We start from the raw sequence: 17798 nt of genomic DNA on the forward strand, positions 1-17798 counted from the left end.
GATCAAGCTCAAGGTGGAAACTTAACTCCATGACCCAGACCAGGCTGCATTTCACCACCGGAAAGATCGAGGCCGAGCGCATCTTCGCGGCGCTCGAGATGGCTTTCGAGGATGAAGGCCTGCCGATCGCCGTGCTGGAAGTCGACGAGGACCAGGACATCCACGAGGTCTCGCTCTATGCCGATGGCGACGTCGACGCGGTCGAGGCACGGATGAAGGACATTCTCGCCAGCATCGCTCTGGCGAAGCCGGTCGAGCGCGAGGCACTGCCCGACATCGACTGGGTGGCGCGCTCGCTGGAAGGCTTGAAGCCGGTGCGCGCCGGCCGTTTCTTTGTCCATGGCGCGCATGACCGAGGCAAGCGCCGCAGCGGCGAACTCGCCATCGAGATCGAGGCCGGCCTTGCCTTCGGCACCGGCCATCACGGCACCACCTCCGGCTGCCTGGAAATGCTGGAGAAGGTCGTGCGGCGCGAGCACCCGCGCAATGCGCTCGACCTCGGCACCGGCAGCGCCGTGCTGGCGATTGCAGTGGCCAAGCTGGCGCATATTCCGGTGCTGGCCACCGACATCGATCCGGTGGCGGTCAAGGTCGCCGCCGCCAATGCGCGGCTCAACCGCGTCAAGACACTCATCGAAACAGTGACCGCGCCGGGCTTTCACCACCCGATCTTCGGCAAACGTGCACCCTTCGATCTGATCGTCGCCAACATATTGGCGCGGCCGCTGATGCGGCTGGCGCCGCAAATGGCCGGCCATATCGCGCTGGGCGGCTCGATCGTGCTGTCAGGCATTCTCGATCGCCAGCGCGACGCCGTCGTCTCGGCCTATATCGGCCAGAACTTCCGCCACATCAGCACGTTGCACCGCGAGGGCTGGGTGACCATCCACCTCAAGCACTGAGCAGGCACTTCGTTCGGCCGCTGGACCAAGCTCACTCGGTTGTCAGCCAAGCGACGCTGTAGCAGTTTGCGCCGACCTGAAATCGATTCCGATTTCCGGGCCCATAGGCTACGGTCACGCCAGTATCAGGAGGCCCATCATGTTCCAGACCTTCGATTCCGCGGGCGACCCGACGGTCGGCAAGCCGCGCGTGGCGCTGCTGCGCCAGTGGCTGGCCGCCAATGGCCTCGATGGCTTTATCGTGCCGCGAGCGGACGAGCATCAGGGCGAATATGTCGCCGATCGTTCGGCACGGCTGAAATGGCTGACCGGCTTCAGCGGCTCGGCCGGCGTCGCCATCGTGCTGCGCGACCGCGCCTTCATCTTTGTCGATGGGCGCTATACTCTGCAGGTGCGGAGTGAGGTCGATCTCGACATATTTTCGATCGAAAGTCTGGTCGACAACCCGCCCGCCGTCTGGCTCAAGGATAATATCGGCAAGGGCGCGCGGCTGGGCTTTGATCCCTGGCTGCACACGATCGGTGAGGTCAAGGCGCTGCAGGCCTCGGCCGACAAGACCGGCGCCGTGCTGGTGCCACTGGCCAAGAACCCGATCGACATCATCTGGAAGGATCAGCCCGCGGCACCGGTGGCTCCCGTCGAGCTGCACCCGATCGGCTTTGCCGGCGAGCTCGCCAAGGACAAGCTGGCGCGGCTGGCAACAGCAATCGGCAAGGACGGCGCCACCCACGCGGTGTTGACCGACCCCTCTTCCATCGCCTGGGCCTTCAACATCCGTGGTGGCGACGTGCCGCACACGCCGCTGGCGCTCGGCTTCGCCATCCTCGCCGCCGATGGATCGCACCAGCTTTTCATGGACAAGCGCAAATTCTCGCGCCAGGTCGCGGCCTATCTCACCCAGCTTGCCGACCTGCATGAGCCCGGCGAATTCGAAGCGGCGATCGTGGCGCTTGCCAAGGGCGGCGCGAAGATCGCTCTCGACCCGGTGCTGGCCGCCGATCGGCTGCGCATGCTGGTCGAGGACAATGGCGGCACCGTGATTGCCGCGCCCGACCCGGCCCGCATCCCGCGCGCCACCAAGAACCAGGCCGAGATCAACGGATCGCGCGCCGCGCATCGGCGTGACGGCGCGGCGGTGGCGAAGCTCTTGTGCTGGCTGGAGCGCCAAAAACCCGGCTCGCTCGATGAGATCGCGGTCGTCACCAGGCTGGAAGACACGCGACGGCAGACTGGCGAGGAAACCCAGATGCCGCTGCGCGACGTGTCGTTCGACACCATTTCCGGCGCCGGCCCGAACGGCGCCATCATGCATTACCGGGTGTCACGCGCCACCAGCCGCAAGCTCAAGGCCGGCGAACTGTTCCTGCTCGATTCCGGCGCGCAGTATCAGGACGGCACCACCGACATCACCCGCACCGTGCCGATCGGCCAGCCGACCGAGGAGATGCGCGAGCGCTTCACGCTGGTGCTGAAAGGCATGATCGGCATTTCGACGCTGCGCTTCCCCGCCGGCACGCGTGGCTCCGAAATCGACGCCGTCGCCCGCATGGCGCTGTGGAAACATGGCTGCGACTTCGCCCATGGCACCGGCCACGGCGTCGGCTCCTACCTGGCCGTGCATGAAGGCCCGCAGCGCATCGCCCGCACCGGCACCGAAAAGCTGCTCGAAGGCATGATGCTGTCCAACGAGCCGGGCTATTACAAGGAAGGCTCCTACGGCATCCGCATCGAGAACCTCATCCTGGTGACGCCGGCCGAACAAATCGAGGGCGGCGACATCGCCATGCATGGCTTCGAGACACTGACGCTGGCGCCGATCGACCTCAGGCTTGTGCGGTCCGATCTGCTGACGCGCGAGGAACTGCACTGGCTCGACACCTATCATGCCCGAGTGCTGGCCGAGATCGGCCCGATGCTCGACGGCGAGACGCTGGCATGGCTGGAAAAGGCCACCGCGCCGCTGCCGCACGACGCGAAGATTTGAGGTACGAGCCTTCAAAGGTCGGCGCTGCCCCTCATCGCCCTGCCGGGCACTTCTCCCCGTATAGTGACGGGGAGAAGGATGCCGCCACCAATGGTTTCGCCAATTTTCAACGTTGCAAGTAAGAGCGCCAGCGTTGCGGCCAGTCCCTTCTCCCCGTCACTGAGAAGATGCCGGCAGGCAGATGAGGGGCAGCGCGGACGTTCGAAACGATAGCGCCTCGAACTCTACCCTACAGACTGCCGCGCCAAAATCAGAACCGCCGCTCCCGCCAAAAACATCGACATCAGCCCGCCGCGCAGCGAAGCCACCGCCGTGACAACCAGCGCTGCCCATTCCGCCGGCCCGGCATTCAACAGTTCAGGCGCCACCAGTGTCGTCAGCACCGCCGCGGGCACCGCGTTGAGGCCGGCCTCTACGCGTGGATGGATGTTCTCGAAGCGGGAGATGACCAGATGCCCGCCGATGCGCGTCAAATAGGTGGCGATCGCGCCGGCGATGATGATCCAGAATGTCGTGCTCATCGCCTTGTCTCCACGCCGCTATGGTGCGGCGGCAGGATGACGGCGAGCAGCACGCCGGCGATGGCGCCGATCGAGACGTGCCAGGGCGAGCCGACCGTCTTGTAGGCGATGATCGAGGCACAAGCACTGGCAATGACCACTGGCAGCCATAGCGGCCGTTTGCGGAAGCCCATCACGAGGCCGAGGAAATAGATCGGCAGCAGGAAATCGATGCCCAGCGCATGCGTGTCGGGAATGAGCTTGCCGAAGAGCGCGCCGAGTGCGCTTTCGACCACCCAGAACACATAGACTGGCAGGCCCAGCCCTAGATACCAGGCGAAGCCGACCGTCTGTCCCGATTGCGCCCGCGCCTCGGCCACCGCGAATTGCGGATCGGTAAGGATGAAATAGCCGAGCGCTTGGCTGACGACAGGCCAGTGCGCGATGCGCCGGCCGATGCCGGCGGAGTAGAGAACGTGGCGGAAATTGACGGCGAAGATCGACAGCACGATCAGCCACGGCGCGACATGCTGGCCGAACAGCTGGATGCCGACCATCTGGCTGGCGCCGCCATAGACCAGCGCGCTCATCAGGAAGGCTTCAAGGACCGAGAAGCCATTGTCGACGGCAAGCGCCCCGAACAGCACCGCGAACGGCGCCGACGCCACCACGACAGGCATGGAGAGCCGCACGCCTTGCCAGAAGTCGCTGGCCAAAGAATTTTCCGTCAAGGTCTCTGCTGACATATCCCATTCCCAAATTGCGCTGATATGTAGGAGCGAGCGGTTGGAAAGTCAGACGAATTCGTTTGAGCCAACAATCAGCGAAACTGAAGTCTTGGGGCGCGCGAAGCACGGAGAGGTTGCGGATGATCGTTTATGATTTCACCGGCAGGCACGCGGTCGTCGCCGGCGCTGGCGGCGGCATGGGCGAGGCGATCGCGCTTGCGCTGCTCGAAGCCGGCGCGTCGGTTACCGCCATCGACGTCAAGCCCGCCCCGGTCTCGCTGTCCAAATTCAAAGACAGGCTCACCTTTGCTCAGGGCGATCTGACCAACGCTGCCTTTGTCGAGCAGGTCGTGAATGCGGCGGGCCGTGAGCGCGGCGGCATCGACTATCTCGCCAATGTCGCCGGCGTGCTCTGGTTCGGCCGCGACAGGTCGGCACTGGAAATGGATCTCGATGTCTGGGACCAGGTTTTCAACATCAATCTGAAATCCTTCGTTCACACGGCACGGTCGGTCGTTCCGCATATGCGCTCAGGTGGACGCGGTGGGGCGATGGTGCATTTCTCGACGATCCAATGGTACCGGGGCGATCCGAAACCGCAGGACGCCTACCAGGCATCCAAGGCCGGCGTCTGCGCGCTTTCAAAGTCCCTCGCTATGCAGCTTGCCGGCGAGGGCATCCGTTCGAACGCGATCTGCCCCGGCATGGCACTCACCCCATTGCAGGCCCGTTGGGATACCGAAGAGAAGCGCGCTGCCGTTGCCGATTACACGCCGCTCGGACGGATTGGCACACCGCAGGACATGGCGAATGCCGCGCTCTTCCTGCTCTCCGACGCTGCGAGTTACATCACCGGAATTGAACTCGCCGTCGACGGCGGGCTGTTGATGCGCATGTAGCCCGCGCCTGTCGTGCTGCTTGGGAGCGCCAGCAGCTAGAGCAATTCCAGGAAAAGTGTGAAACGGTTTTCCCGGCAAAAGCGCGTAGCGCTTTGCCCAGGGAATTGCGTCGAAACAAAGAGATAGAGGGGCGCCTAGTCCAACGACTTGCCCTCGATCGCCCTGCCCCAATCGAGCAGCGGCTTGGCGCGCAAGGTGAAGTCGACGAGTTCCTCGACCAGTTCCGGCCCGTGGATGCCAGCCGGATCGATCACGTGGCGAACGACGAAATGCCGGTTGCGAATGGCCGCGACGAGGTCTTTGTCGGTGACATGCTCGAAGCCGCGCGGCGTGCGTTTCATGCCGCCTTCGGCATCGAGGTCGAGGCCGTTCTTGTTCAGCGCCTTCACCATGGCGCGAAACCTCTCGGGCCATGTCTCGATGGAACGGCGCATCGCCAGCAGCAGCGCCGCCTCCGGCTGCCACCAGGCAACGCCGGCAAAGCATCCCTCCAGCCCGATGTGAACGTAGAACACGCCCTGCTCCATCTTCGTACCGTCAGGCGACAGGATTGCCGAGAGGTGCCGGTTGTAGGGGCGCTTATCCTTGGCGAAGCGAACGTCGCGGTTGATGCGGAACAGCGACTTCCTGCGATCGCCACGCAGGCCGAGGCCGGCCTCTGCAAAACGCTGCGTAAGCGTGTCGACGAGATCGCCCAGCGGATCGCGCAATTCGCTTTCGAAGAGGTCGCGGTTCTCCTGGAACCACTCCCGGCTCTGGTGGAAATCCAGCGCCTTCAGGAACGGAATGGCCTTTGGGCCCAACCCTTTGAACGCACTCTCCATCACGCCTTGCCGACCCGCTGCAGCCAAGTGTCCTCGTCGATGACTTCGACGCCGAGTTCACCGGCAAGCTTGAGCTTCGAGCCGGCGCCGGGTCCGGCCACCAGCAGGTCGGTCTTGGCCGAAACCGAGCCGGCAACCTTGGCACCGAGACGCTCGGCCATCGCCTTGGCTTCCGAGCGCGTCATCTTTTCCAGCGAGCCGGTGAAGACGATGGTCTTGCCGGCGACCTCGCTATCGGCCGAGACCGTGACGATATACGGCTTCGGCTTGACCTGATCGAGCAGCTTCTCGAGCACGTCGTCATTGCGCTCATTGCCGAAGAAATCGCGCAGCGCATCGATCACCGTGTCGCCAATGCCGTTGATCGATGGGAAGACGGTGTGCGGATCCTCCGCCGCGGCCGTCTCCTTGCCGACGCGGATCAGTTCCTCGATGGTCGAGAAGGTGCGGGCCAGCACGGCCGCCGTCGTCTCGCCGATATGGCGGATGCCGAGCGCGAAGATGAAGCGATCGAGTTCCGGCTCGCGGCGCGCGTCTATGGCCGCGAACAGCTTGTCCAGGCCTTCATAGTTGCGGTCCTCGACGCTGCGCACATTCTTGCGCGTCTTGCCGGACGCTTGTTCGCGCTGTCTGGCCTGCTCCTCGCGTCGTTCGGCCAGAGCCTTGGTGACGGCCGAACGGCGATCCCTGAGCGTGAAGATATCGGCGGCTGTCTTGATCAATCCCGCATTGAAGAAGGTGTCGATGTTTTCCGCGCCAAGGCCTTCTATATCGAGAGCACCGCGCGATACGAAATGGCGCAGTCCTTCCACGGCCTGCGCCGGGCAGATCAGTTCGCCGGTACAGCGCCGGCGCGAATCCTCCTTGCCGGTCTTCTCGTTGATCTCGCGCGTCGCCGGCGAGCCGCAGATCGGACAGGTGTGCGGGAATTCGTAAGGCACGGCATCAGCCGGACGCTTGTCGATGACGACGCTGACGATCTGCGGAATGACATCGCCTGCCCTCTGGATCACCACCGTGTCGCCGATGCGCACGTCGATACCGTCGCGGATCGGCAGGCCGTTGCTGTCGAAACCCTTGATGTAATCCTCATTGTGCAGCGTGACGTTCTCGACCACGACGCCGCCGACGGTCACCGGCGCCAGCCGCGCGACCGGCGCCAGCGTGCCGGTGCGGCCGACCTGGATGTCGATCCTCTCAACCGTCGTCATCGCCTGTTCGGCCGGGAACTTGTGGGCGACCGCCCAGCGCGGCTCGCCGGTGACGAAACCCCAGCGGCGCTGCAACTCCAGCTGGTCGACCTTGTAGACGACACCGTCAATGTCGTAGCCCAGCGACGAGCGCTGCTCTTCAATCCGGTGATAATGCGCGACCAGTTCCTCGACGGACTTCGCCCGCACCATCAGCGGGCTGATCTTGAAACCCCAATCGGCGAATTTCTGCACGGATTCGTACTGGGTCGGCGCCGGGTCTGCCGTCGTATAGCCCCAGGCATAGGCAAAAAATTTGAGATTGCGGCTGGCGGTTACGGACGGATCCTTCTGGCGCAGCGAGCCGGCAGCCGTGTTGCGCGGATTGACGTAATCCTGGCCGCCGGCCGCGGCCGAGCGCTGCTTCAGCGCCTCGAATTCGGCATAAGTCATGTAGACCTCGCCACGGATCTCGATGATTTTCGGCCAGCCCGAACCTTTCAGCTTCGCGGGAATATCGGCGATGGTCCTGAGGTTTGCCGTGATGTCCTCGCCCACAGCACCGTCGCCGCGTGTCGCGCCCTGCACGAACACGCCGTTCTCGTAGCGCAGCGAAGCCGACAGCCCGTCGATCTTCGGTTCTGCGGTGAAGGCGATGTCGAGGTCCTTGTCGCGATCGAAGAACCGCCGTCCGCGCTCGATGAAATCGGTGACATCCTCATCGGTATAGGCCTTGGCTAGGCTGAGCATCGGCACGGCGTGACGCACCTTGGCAAAACCTTCCGCCGGTGGCGCACCAACCCTGCGCGTCGGTGAATCCTCGCGCACCAGGCCGGGAAAGCGCTCCTCGATGGCAAGGTTGCGGCGCCGTAGCGCGTCATAGTCCGCGTCCGTGATAACAGGCGCGTCCTCGGTGTGGTAGCGCCGGTCGTGCTCGGCGATCTCTTGCGCCAGCCGCTGGAGTTCGGCTTCAGCCTCGCTTTCGCTGAGTGAATCGACTGACTTTTCGGCCATGCTTTTCTCCCCCGAACGGTGGCGCGTCACAATAGAGCATGATCCCGAAAAGTGGGAACCGGTTTTCGGAAAAGATCATGCTCCAACAAAGAGATAGATCAGGACTTTGGGAAAATCATTCCTGAACGGCAGGATGAGCCATATCCTGACTCGGCCCATGGCGCCCGCTGTTCTTATGCCGCCGTGGTATTCTCACGCAACAACCGTTCGGCCGCCGCGCGTGCCTCGTCGGTGATCGTGGCGCCGGCCAGCATGCGCGCAATCTCCTCCTGCCGCGCCGTCCTGTCCATCTCGGCAATGCCTGTCGCCACGCGGTCGGTGCTGCCCGATTTGGAGATCAGGAAATGCGTCGCCGCCCGCGCCGCCACCTGCGGCGCATGGGTGACCGACAGCACCTGGACGCGCTTCGACAGCCGCGCCAGCCTTTGGCCTATGGCGTCGGCGACAGCGCCACCCACGCCGGTGTCGATTTCGTCGAAGACCAGCGTCGGCGCCGAGCCTCGGTCGGCCAGCGCCACCTTCAGCGCCAGGAGGAAGCGCGACAGCTCGCCGCCGGACGCCACCTTCATCATCGGCCCGGGCCGCGTGCCGGGGTTGGTGCGCACCCAGAACTCGATCTGGTCGATGCCCTCTTCCATGCGGGTCTCGGCCTCGCTTTCCATCTCGACGATGAAGGCCGCGCGTTCGAGCTTCAGCGCCGGCAGTTCGGCCATCACCGCCTTGGTCAGGCCGACGGCGGCCGCGTGGCGAAGCGAGGAAAGCTGCGCGGCGGCGATGTCATAGGCTTCGCGTGCGGCGGCGGCCTGCTTTTCCAGCCCGTGCAGGCGTTCCTCGCCGGCATCGAGATCGGCAAGATCGGCAACCATCGTGTCGCGCAATTGCGCCAGATCATCGACGGCGACGCTGTGCTTGCGCGACGCCGCACGCAGCGAAAACAGCCGCTCCTCTGCCTTTTCCAGCCGCTGCGGGTCATATTCCGTGGCGCGAAGCGCCGCCTCGACACCCGATTGCGCCGCGTCGAGCGACAGCATGGCTTCGTCCAGCGACTTGACCACGTCCTCGAGCAGGCCAGGCGCCTCCGTCGCCTTGCGTTGCAGGCGCCTCAGCAGACTGGCCAGTTGCGGCAAGGGCGAGGACGGGCCGGACAGCACATCCTGCGCGTCATGGATTTCGGACGCGATCTTCTCGGCGCGCATCATATGGGCGCGCAGTTCGGCAAGTTCCGTTTCCTCGCCGGGCTGCGGATCGAGCTTGGTCAGTTCCGCGACCGCGGCGCGCAGATAGTCGGCTTCGCGTGCGGCGGCAGCCACCTTGGCGCGGTGGCGCGTAAGCTCCTGCTCGCAGGCGCGCCAGTGCCGCCATGCCTCACCGGTCGAGCGAACGGCGCCGAGATGACCACCGAAAGCGTCGAGCACGTCGCGGTGCGCACCGGGATCGACCAGGGCGCGCTCATCGTGCTGGCCGTGTATCTCGACCAGCGCGCGGCCGACATCGCGCATCAGGGTCACGCTGGATGGCTGGTCGTTGACGAACACGCGGGTGCGGCCGTCCGCCGTCTGCACGCGGCGCAGGATGATGTCGCCGTCATCCTCGATGGCGTTTTCGACGAGCAGCGCGCGCACCGGATGATTGCGCGGCACATCGAACACGGCAATGACCTGGCCTTGTGCAGCGCCATGGCGCACCAGCGAGGCGTCGCCGCGCGCGCCGAGCGCCAGCGACAGGGCATCGAGCAGGATGGATTTGCCGGCGCCGGTTTCGCCGGTCAGCACGGAAAGGCCCGGCTGGAAATCGATATCCAGCTTCTCGATCAGGACGATATCGCGGATCGACAGTCTGGAAAGCATCAGAACCCGGACCTCAAGCAATTCCAGGAAAAGTGCGTAGCGGTTTTCCCACGGGAATTGCGTAGAACAAAAAGTTGGGACGGTTCAACGAGTCAATCAAATCACTGAACCGCTGTGGAGCGGCACGCGACCGGTTGGAGTCGCAGCGCCGCACTATCTTTTTGTTTCAGCATCGGATCAATCCGAAAAAGCGCGTCGCTGCGACGCGCTTTGGGATCAGGCGCCGGTGATCAGCTTCCCCGCCTTGGATATCCACGATCCGGCATTCTCGCGCGGTGCCAGCCCGTTGCTCTGCAGGAGCTTGTAGGAATCCTTGTACCACGAGCTGTCGGGATAGTTGGTGCCGAGCACCGCGGCGGCCGTCTGGGCTTCCGAGGTCAGCCCCATCGCGTAATAGCTTTCGGTGAGGCGGGCGAGCGCTTCCTCGACATGGCGGGTGTTGGAATAATTCTCCACCACGTTGCGGAAACGCTTGACGGCGGCGATGTATTCGCGGCGCTCCAGATAATAGCGGCCGATCTGCATTTCCTTGCCGGCGAGCTGGTCGTTGGCGAAGCGGATCTTCTCCTTGGCGTCGTCGACATATTCCGACGTCGGCCAGCGCGTGACGAGATCCTGCATCGTCTGCACGGTCTGGCGCGCTTCCTTCTGATCCTGCGTCACGTCCTTGATCTGGCGGTAGTAGCTCAGGCCGATGATGTATTGCGCATAGGGCGCGTCATCGGTGGACGGATAAAGCGCCAGATAGCGCTTGGCCGACGAAATCGCATCGTCGTAGCTGCCCTTCCGGTAGTCGGCGAACGCGCCCATCACCATCGATTTACGGGCCCATTCCGAATAGGGATGCTGGCGGTCGACGGCGTCGAACTTCTTGCTCGCCTCGTCCAGGCGTCCGGCATTCAAATTGGCGAGGCCCTGGTTGTAGAGAACGTCGGCCGGCTCGGTCTGGTCGACATAGGTCGAAAGGTCGATGTCTTTCTCCGACGACATGCAGGCCGACAGAAAGAGCGATGGAACAACCACCGAAAGCACCAGGAGAACAGACCGCTGGGGCGCCTTCGATTGACCGGCTCGCTTGAAGAACATGATTGGATTGCGCCCTTTCGGCGTTATTTTAGTGCCTCTTGCATGCTGTTGTCCCAAAACTGGTCCCCACTTTTGAGCGACATGCACTAATCGACGGCAGCAGCCATAAACCATAACCGCCTTGCCCGGCAACGCTATCTCCGGGCAATCGCACATTTTTGTGGCGGCGAGGCGGCGCTGGAACATCCCTGCGATTTCCCCGACGGGTGGTGCATTCCTGCAACACCCGGCATCCCGCCAAAGGTCGAAAAATATTGCGGAGCTCAGATCATCCAAGGTGCGTAGAGCGGCGCATTGACGGCGCTCATCTCCGCCGCGCGACCACGCTCGCGGCGCGTCGTCTCGACGATCTCGAAGGCCGTGCGGTCCGACAGCAGGCGCCGCAGCGCGGCGGCATTCAGCCTGTGGCCGCCACGATAGGAGCGGAAACAGCCGATGAAGCGGGCTCCGGCCAGCGCCAGGTCACCCATGGCGTCGAGCGTCTTGTGGCGCACGAATTCGTTGGGATAGCGCAGGCCGCCCATATTGATGACGCGGTTGTCGTCACCGATGACAAGCGAATTTTCGAGCGAGGATCCCAGCGCATAGCCAGCTGCCCACAGCCGCTCGACATCCTTCATGAAGCCGAAGGTGCGGGCCCGCGCGATGTCACGGCGGAAAATGTCGGCGTTGATGTCGGAGGCGAAGAGCTGACGGCCGATCGCCGGGCTTTCGAAATCGATCTCGATCTCGAAGCGGGTGCCGTCATAGGGCCTGAACTCCGCCCAGGAAGCGCCGTTCTCGATGCGGACCGGCTTGACGACCCTGATGTAGCGCCGCTTGACTGGCAACTTCTCGATGCCGGCCTGGTCGATGGCTTCCACGAAGGCCATGGCGCTGCCGTCGAGGATGGGAACCTCGTGGCCGTCGATCTCGATCATGACATTGTCGATGCCGAGCCCGAACAGCGCGGCCATGATGTGCTCGACGGTGGCGATGTGCTCGCCCGAGGGATCGCCAAGCATGGTGCAAAGGTCAGTGGCGCCGATCTCGGAAAACAGGGCACGGAACTCGCGGCCCTGCCCTTCCCCATTGACCAGCTGGAACATGATACCGGTATCGGCATCCGCGGGCAGGAAACTGATGGAAACTTCTTTGCCGCTGTGGACGCCCGTGCCTGTAAGCGACGCGCGCGTCTTCACTGTCGTCTGGTAGTCGTGCAAGACAATCCCCATAAGCCCGAAATGCCTAGGACCGCTTCTCCAGCCCGAGGGCGCGGCTCTTGTTAAATCGGCAGGCAGGGCCACTTCCCCGAAATCCCGGCAGACCGACTATGGTAGGCAGCGAAGATAATGTCCCGGCAGGGAGACTCCAAATCACGGTTTCTTACTCTTTGTAACCGCGAACTGGAACATGTACGGCATCATAAGTGTTTGATTTTACAGCCTTTAAAACGTTAACAGGCAAGCAATTCCTTGCCTGCCTGTTAACAAGTGTTACAGTCCGTTAACCGCTCAGTTGGCCTGGCGGCGCAGGAACGCCGGAATCTCCAGCTGATCGTCGTCCTGAGTCGCCCTGGTCTGCGGCGTCAGGCGGCCCTGGTCATCCAGCTGGCCGCGGCGTGGCGCGTAAAGCTGGGCGTCCTGGCTGGCGAGACGGCGCACTTCGGGAGCCGCCTGGCGCAGCTTGGGCTCGCGCGGCTGCGCCGGCTGCAGCCGAGCGGGTTCCTCTTCGCGGCGGGTCAGGCCGTTGGTCAGGCGCTTCAGCAAGCCCATCGGCCCGCTGTTGTTCTCATGGTCGGCCGGACGGCTCTTGGCATCCACCTCGGCCTTCACCACCGGCGGAAAGTCCTCGACGCGCGGCATCCGCTGCGGCGCCATCGCCACCGGCTGCTGGACCTCGCGCAGCATTTCGCGCGGCTGCGGAGCCGGCTGCATCATCTGCTGGACGACCGGCTGCGGCATCGGCTGCTGCGGCGGCGCCTGGAAGATCTTGCTCTGCGGGCGGAAATCGTCCGCATGGGGGACAGGAGCCGGACGCGCCTGCGCCATGGCGGCGGCGTTTGCCTCGGCAAGCCGAATGGCTTCGGCGACAGGGTCCGCGGCGCGCGGCTCATAAGCGGGCTGCTGGACCGGTGCCGGGCGGCTTTCCACGGCAGCCACGGCCGGACGGACGGCTGGCTTTTGCGGTGCGGCACGGATCGAGATCGGCGCGGCGGCGATTTCAGCCGCCGACTTGTCGATGCCGGTGGCAACCACCGAGACCCGGATGACGCCTTCGAGTTCCTCGTCGAAAGTGGCGCCCAGGATGATGTTGGCGTCCTGGTCGACTTCCTCGCGGATGCGGGTCGCCGCTTCGTCGACTTCGAACAGGGTGAGGTCGCGGCCGCCGGTGATCGAGATCAGCAGGCCCTTGGCGCCTCTCATCGAGGTCTCGTCGAGCAGCGGGTTGGCGATCGCGGCCTCGGCGGCGGCCATCGCGCGACCCTCGCCCGAAGCTTCGCCGGTTCCCATCATCGCCTTGCCCATCTCGCGCATCACCGAACGCACGTCGGCGAAGTCGAGGTTGATCAGGCCTTCCTTGACCATCAGGTCGGTGATGCAGGCAACACCGGAATAGAGCACCTGGTCGGCCATGGCGAAGGCGTCGGCGAAGGTGGTCTTGTCATTGGCCAGCCGGAACAGGTTCTGGTTGGGGATGACGATCAGGGTATCGACGCATTTCTGCAGTTCCTCGATGCCGAGGTCGGCCGTCTTCATGCGGCGCTGGCCTTCGAAGTGGAACGGCTTGGTGACGACGCCGACGGTGAGGATGCCCCTTTCGCGGGCGGCCCGCGCCACGACCGGAGCCGCACCGGTGCCGGTGCCACCGCCCATGCCGGCGGTGACGAAGCACATATGGGTGTTGGACAGGTGATCGATGATCTCGTCGATGCACTCTTCCGCCGCCGCGCGGCCGACTTCAGGCTGCGAGCCGGCGCCGAGGCCTTCGGTGACATGCGCGCCGAGCTGGATCAGCCGGTCGGCCTTCGACATGGTCAACGCCTGCGCGTCGGTGTTGGCGACAACGAACTCGACACCGCGCAGACCGGCGGTGATCATGTTGTTGACGGCATTGCCGCCGCCGCCGCCGACACCGAACACGGTGATGCGTGGCTTAAGCTCGGTGATGTCCGGCTTCTGCAGATTGATGGTCATTGTCTCCGTCCTTTGCCTTTCACGCCGCTTCGCCGCCGCGGCCGCCTATGGGGCTGTCCCCGTCAATTAGAAACTGTCTCTCAACCACTGACTCATGCGATGCAGTTTTCCGCCCGTTCCGGTCATCCTGAGACCGGAAATGCCTTTCGCCGGATGGCTCTCGAAACTCGCCATCTGCGGATAGATCAGAAGCCCGACCGCAGCCGAAAAAGCCGGCCCCTTGGCCGCTTCGGGCAGGCCCGCCACGCCAAGCGGGCGGCCGATGCGCACATTGCGCCCCAGGATGCGGCGCGCCGCCTCCGGCAGGCCGGCCAGCTGGCTGGCGCCGCCGGTGAGCACGACGCGCTTGCCGACCGCATTGCCGTAACCGGACTTGTTCAGCCGGTCGCGCAGGAGTTCGAGCGTCTCGTCGATGCGGGCGCGCACGATGCGCGTCATCACCGAACGCGGGATCTGCAGCGGCACATCGCCATCGTCGCCGATCGGCTGGATCGAGACCAGGTCGCGGTCGTCGGCACTGCCCGGCAGCGCCGAGCCATGCATCACCTTGAGCCGCTCGGCGGCGTCGAGCGAAGTCGAAAGCCCCTTGGCCATGTCAAGCGTAACATGGTTGCCACCAATGGCGATGGCATCGCCATGGACGAACCTGCCTTCGGAAAACACCGAAATGGTCGTCGTGCCGCCGCCCATGTCGATGCAGGCCGCGCCAAGCTCCAGCTCGTCATCGACCAGTGCCGCCAGCCCGCTGGCATAGGGTGTTGCCACCATGCGCTCGACCGACAGATGCGAGCGGTTGATCGAGAGCTCCAAATTGCGCATCGGGGCCGCGTCCCCTGTCAGCACATGCATGTCGACGCCAAGCGCATCGCCGACCATGCCGCGCGGATCGCGCACGCCACGCTCGGCATCCAGCGAAAATCCGACGGGCATCGAATGGATCACCTCGCGCTCCGCCTTCAGCGCCTGCTTGGCGCCGGCACCGAGCACGCGCTTGATATCGGCCTCGTCGGCCTCATGGCCGCCAAGATTGATGGTCGCCGAGAAGCTTTCGCTCTTCAGACGGCCGGCGGTCATGTTGACGATGAGCGAATCGACCGTCAGCCCCGCCATGCGCTCGGCGGCATCGACGGACAGCCGGATGGCGTGCTCGGCGCGATCGAGATCGATGACCACACCCGACTTCACGCCTTGCGATTTCTGGTGGCCGATGCCGATGACCTGGATCCGGTGCGAACGGCCGCGCAAGAGCTTGCCGTCATCATTCGGCTTGAGCTTGGCCACCATGCAGCAGACCTTGTTCGAGCCGACATCCAGCACCGTCAGGGTGCCGGAACGGCGCGACGAGGCATCGCCAGAACCGCCAAGCCAGCTCATATCTTCGTCTCCGGCTTGCGCTTGAGGGTTTTCGGCTTCTCGTTGAGCGCGGCCTCGCGCTGCGTTGCAGCTTCAGGCGTCAGCTGCACGACCAGCCGGTCGGTCAGGCGCATGTCGACAGCGGCGATGTCGCGCGACAAAAGTCCTTTGTCGTGGTCCATCTTGACCAGTTCGGCGAGCGCCTGATCCTCGTCATCCTCGGGCAGCTTGATGGTGATGCCATTGTCCAGCTTCAGGTCCCAGCGCCGCTCGCCGACACGGATGTAGCCTTTGATCCGGCTGGCGAGGTCGGGATATTTTTCGATCTTGGCCAGGAAGTCCGGCGCTTTGGCCGGCGCGCCGGTACCGATCAGAAGCGGCAGCAGCACCTGCTTGCCGCCCGAGAACGGCGCGATGACGGCGCCATCCCTCTCGATGACCGAGAGATCATTGCCCTGCTGCCAGAGCGCGAAAGCCTCGCGCTCCTCGACGCGCACCTCCAGCGTGTGCGGATAGACCTTGCGCACCGCCGCGACCTCGATCCACGGCAGGCCCGAGATGCGCTCGCGCGCGGCCTCCGCGTCGAAGCCGATCAGCGACGTCCAGCCGTCGAGTTCGAGCCTGTCGAGAATGTCGATTTCCGAGGTCTGATGGTTGCCTACCACCTTGACCTGATCGACGGCGAAGCCTGTGCGGGCGGTGATGCTCTGGACGATGCCGTCGGCATGGCCGCCGAGATAGGCACCATAGGCGCCGCTCGAGGCGAGCAGCACGGCGGACATCATAGCGGCGGAGAAGCGCGGCGCTTCGAATTCGCCATCGCCCAGGCGCGCAAGGATGCGCACCGGGCGTCGAAGCACGCGCGGCAGGACGAAATGGCCTGATGACAACGGCAGGCCGAACAGCGACGGCACAGCCGCCCCGTTCCCCTTGCCTTGTCCACATTTCAACGCAGACACGAAGCGTCCTCCACCATCCAACTCAACAGATCGCCAAACGAGTGCCCGGCATGGGCGGCGATTTCAGGCACCAACGACGTCGGCGTCATGCCCGGCTGGGTATTGACCTCGAGCCATACAACCTCGCCATTTTCGGAGTGACGATCGTCATAACGGAAGTCCGACCGGGAAACGCCCCGACAGCCGATCACTTGGTGAGCCTTGAGCGCCAGTGTTTGTATTTTTTGGTAAATATTCGGTGAAACTTTTGCGGGGCATTCGTGCTTTGATCCCCCGGCGACATATTTTGAATCATAGTCGTAGAAGGAATGCCCGGTCGGGATGATCTCGCAGACGCCGAGCGCCACATCGCCCATCACCGCGCAGGTCAGCTCCCGGCCGTGGATGTAGCGCTCGACCATGACGGTATCGCCGTATTTCCACTCGGACGAACCGATGACCTGCGGCGGATGCGACTGCCCCTCGCTGACGATGACGACGCCGAAGCTCGAGCCCTCACTGACCGGCTTGACCACATAGGGCGGTTTCATCGGATGCTTGTCCTTGATGGCGAAGCGGCTGGTGACCTTCGATTCGGCAACAGGCATGCCGACCGATTTGGCAACCCGCTTGGCCTGCTCCTTGTTCATGGCCAGCGCCGAGGCGAGCACGCCGGAATGAGTGTAGGGAATGCCGAGATATTCGAGGATGCCCTGGATCGTACCATCCTCGCCGAACGGCCCATGCAGCGCATTGAAGGCGACATCAGGCTTGAGTTCGGCAAGCACCGAGCCGACATCGCGCCCGACATCGACGCGGGTGACCTGGTAGCCTTCCTTCTCCAGAGCATCGGCACATGCCTTTCCGGAGGACAGGGACACGGGCCGCTCGGACGAAAAACCTCCCAGCAGGACGGCCACATGCTTGCTTTTCATTCCCCGTCATCCCCTCTCACGGCGGACCAAAAACCAAGATTTCCGCAACATTGAGTCCGAGTCTCCCGGCAGGTTGCCCCCCAGACGGAAAACGCTGAAACGCGTCGAACGACTCAAATCAGGAAACGCTTTGGAGCAGAGAATCAGAGAGTTGATTCACTGGCAAGTGCTTATGATTCCGAGAGATTCACTTTCTGAGAAAATGGATGCGAAAACCGTGTCACTGAGTCCCCTGAGCAACGGTCTTGTGCATTTTGGGAACGTGCTGAAGTTCATGCATCACATGAACCTCGAGATCAGCCAAGGTGTGCTGAGATTCAGGTCAGGCCGAGTCGAAAACGATGGGCTTCGAGAACCGGAGCGGAGCGGACATTCGGGTCCGTGAGCACCGGAAGCGGAGAAGGCCGTCGTTTGCAGGCCGG

The 17798-nt window shown here is 63.8% G+C and carries 14 protein-coding genes; 3 read left to right on the plus strand and 11 right to left on the minus strand.

The features are described from left to right. Positions 1-29: 29 nt before the first annotated feature. Positions 30-902 (plus strand): 50S ribosomal protein L11 methyltransferase, encoded by an 873-nt coding sequence (locus JT360_RS01940; RefSeq protein ID WP_214469802.1) that lies wholly within the window; start codon positions 30-32, stop codon positions 900-902. Positions 903-1041: 139 nt separating this feature from the next. Then, the gene (locus JT360_RS01945; protein WP_214469803.1) at positions 1042-2886 is read left to right on the plus strand and encodes an aminopeptidase P family protein; all 1845 of its coding nucleotides are present in this window, start codon (positions 1042-1044) and stop codon (positions 2884-2886) included. 224 nt (positions 2887-3110) lie between these two features. Here the strand turns inward: JT360_RS01945 and JT360_RS01950 are convergent, their stop codons facing one another. Both JT360_RS01950 and JT360_RS01955 read right to left on the minus strand, forming a co-directional pair. Then, positions 3111-3407 carry an AzlD family protein gene (locus tag JT360_RS01950; protein ID WP_214469804.1) on the minus strand — a complete coding sequence of 99 codons (297 nt, stop codon included), beginning with the start codon at positions 3405-3407 and terminating at the stop codon, positions 3111-3113. Beyond that, on the minus strand, positions 3404-4132 hold the full coding sequence (locus JT360_RS01955; RefSeq protein ID WP_214469805.1) for an AzlC family ABC transporter permease: 729 nt from the start codon (positions 4130-4132) through the stop codon (positions 3404-3406). Before JT360_RS01955 ends, JT360_RS01950 begins: the two co-directional genes overlap by 4 nt. A gap of 122 nt (positions 4133-4254) precedes the next feature. Between JT360_RS01955 and JT360_RS01960 the strand changes: the two genes are divergently transcribed. After that, positions 4255-5013, plus strand: a complete 759-nt coding sequence (locus JT360_RS01960; RefSeq protein ID WP_214469806.1) for an SDR family NAD(P)-dependent oxidoreductase — start codon at positions 4255-4257, stop codon at positions 5011-5013. A gap of 134 nt (positions 5014-5147) precedes the next feature. Here JT360_RS01960 and JT360_RS01965 read toward each other — a convergent pair whose 3' ends face one another. From JT360_RS01965 to JT360_RS02005, 9 genes are all read right to left on the minus strand, one after another. After that, positions 5148-5837, minus strand: a complete 690-nt coding sequence (locus tag JT360_RS01965; protein WP_214470102.1) for a DUF2461 domain-containing protein — start codon at positions 5835-5837, stop codon at positions 5148-5150. Continuing rightward, positions 5837-8041, minus strand: coding sequence for an NAD-dependent DNA ligase LigA (gene ligA, locus JT360_RS01970; protein ID WP_214469807.1), 2205 nt, complete (start codon positions 8039-8041; stop codon positions 5837-5839). The genes JT360_RS01965 and ligA overlap by 1 nt, the downstream gene beginning before the upstream one ends. 173 nt (positions 8042-8214) lie before the next feature. Then, complete coding sequence (gene recN, locus JT360_RS01975; RefSeq protein WP_214469808.1) at positions 8215-9888, minus strand: DNA repair protein RecN; 1674 nt, start codon at positions 9886-9888, stop codon at positions 8215-8217. Between the two features lie 216 nt (positions 9889-10104). Next, positions 10105-10974 (minus strand): outer membrane protein assembly factor BamD, encoded by an 870-nt coding sequence (locus JT360_RS01980; protein WP_214469809.1) that lies wholly within the window; start codon positions 10972-10974, stop codon positions 10105-10107. 263 nt (positions 10975-11237) lie between these two features. Then, complete coding sequence (gene lpxC / locus JT360_RS01985) at positions 11238-12188, minus strand: UDP-3-O-acyl-N-acetylglucosamine deacetylase (RefSeq protein WP_214469810.1); 951 nt, start codon at positions 12186-12188, stop codon at positions 11238-11240. Between the two features lie 279 nt (positions 12189-12467). Next, the gene (ftsZ, locus tag JT360_RS01990) at positions 12468-14150 is read right to left on the minus strand and encodes a cell division protein FtsZ (RefSeq protein ID WP_214469811.1); all 1683 of its coding nucleotides are present in this window, start codon (positions 14148-14150) and stop codon (positions 12468-12470) included. A gap of 66 nt (positions 14151-14216) precedes the next feature. Beyond that, positions 14217-15524: a cell division protein FtsA gene (gene ftsA / locus JT360_RS01995; protein WP_214469812.1), complete on the minus strand. Its 1308-nt coding sequence runs from the start codon at positions 15522-15524 to the stop codon at positions 14217-14219. After that, positions 15521-16462: a cell division protein FtsQ/DivIB gene (locus tag JT360_RS02000; RefSeq protein ID WP_214469813.1), complete on the minus strand. Its 942-nt coding sequence runs from the start codon at positions 16460-16462 to the stop codon at positions 15521-15523. The genes ftsA and JT360_RS02000 overlap by 4 nt, the downstream gene beginning before the upstream one ends. Continuing rightward, positions 16450-17376 (minus strand): D-alanine--D-alanine ligase, encoded by a 927-nt coding sequence (locus JT360_RS02005; RefSeq protein WP_214469814.1) that lies wholly within the window; start codon positions 17374-17376, stop codon positions 16450-16452. The genes JT360_RS02000 and JT360_RS02005 overlap by 13 nt, the downstream gene beginning before the upstream one ends. Positions 17377-17798 lie beyond the last annotated feature (422 nt).

The organism is Mesorhizobium sp. dw_380 (assembly GCF_018588885.1).
Lineage (GTDB): Bacteria > Pseudomonadota > Alphaproteobacteria > Rhizobiales > Rhizobiaceae > Mesorhizobium.

Coding starts and splice junctions, on each gene's coding strand:
- JT360_RS01940 (WP_214469802.1), top strand. CDS start 30: ATGACCCAGACCAGGCTGCATTTCACCACCGGAAAGATCGAGGCCGAG.
- JT360_RS01945 (WP_214469803.1), top strand. CDS start 1,042: ATGTTCCAGACCTTCGATTCCGCGGGCGACCCGACGGTCGGCAAGCCG.
- JT360_RS01950 (WP_214469804.1), bottom strand. CDS start 3,407: ATGAGCACGACATTCTGGATCATCATCGCCGGCGCGATCGCCACCTAT.
- JT360_RS01955 (WP_214469805.1), bottom strand. CDS start 4,132: ATGTCAGCAGAGACCTTGACGGAAAATTCTTTGGCCAGCGACTTCTGG.
- JT360_RS01960 (WP_214469806.1), top strand. CDS start 4,255: ATGATCGTTTATGATTTCACCGGCAGGCACGCGGTCGTCGCCGGCGCT.
- JT360_RS01965 (WP_214470102.1), bottom strand. CDS start 5,837: ATGGAGAGTGCGTTCAAAGGGTTGGGCCCAAAGGCCATTCCGTTCCTG.
- ligA (WP_214469807.1), bottom strand. CDS start 8,041: ATGGCCGAAAAGTCAGTCGATTCACTCAGCGAAAGCGAGGCTGAAGCC.
- recN (WP_214469808.1), bottom strand. CDS start 9,888: ATGCTTTCCAGACTGTCGATCCGCGATATCGTCCTGATCGAGAAGCTG.
- JT360_RS01980 (WP_214469809.1), bottom strand. CDS start 10,974: ATGTTCTTCAAGCGAGCCGGTCAATCGAAGGCGCCCCAGCGGTCTGTT.
- lpxC (WP_214469810.1), bottom strand. CDS start 12,188: ATGGGGATTGTCTTGCACGACTACCAGACGACAGTGAAGACGCGCGCG.
- ftsZ (WP_214469811.1), bottom strand. CDS start 14,150: ATGACCATCAATCTGCAGAAGCCGGACATCACCGAGCTTAAGCCACGC.
- ftsA (WP_214469812.1), bottom strand. CDS start 15,524: ATGAGCTGGCTTGGCGGTTCTGGCGATGCCTCGTCGCGCCGTTCCGGC.
- JT360_RS02005 (WP_214469814.1), bottom strand. CDS start 17,376: ATGAAAAGCAAGCATGTGGCCGTCCTGCTGGGAGGTTTTTCGTCCGAG.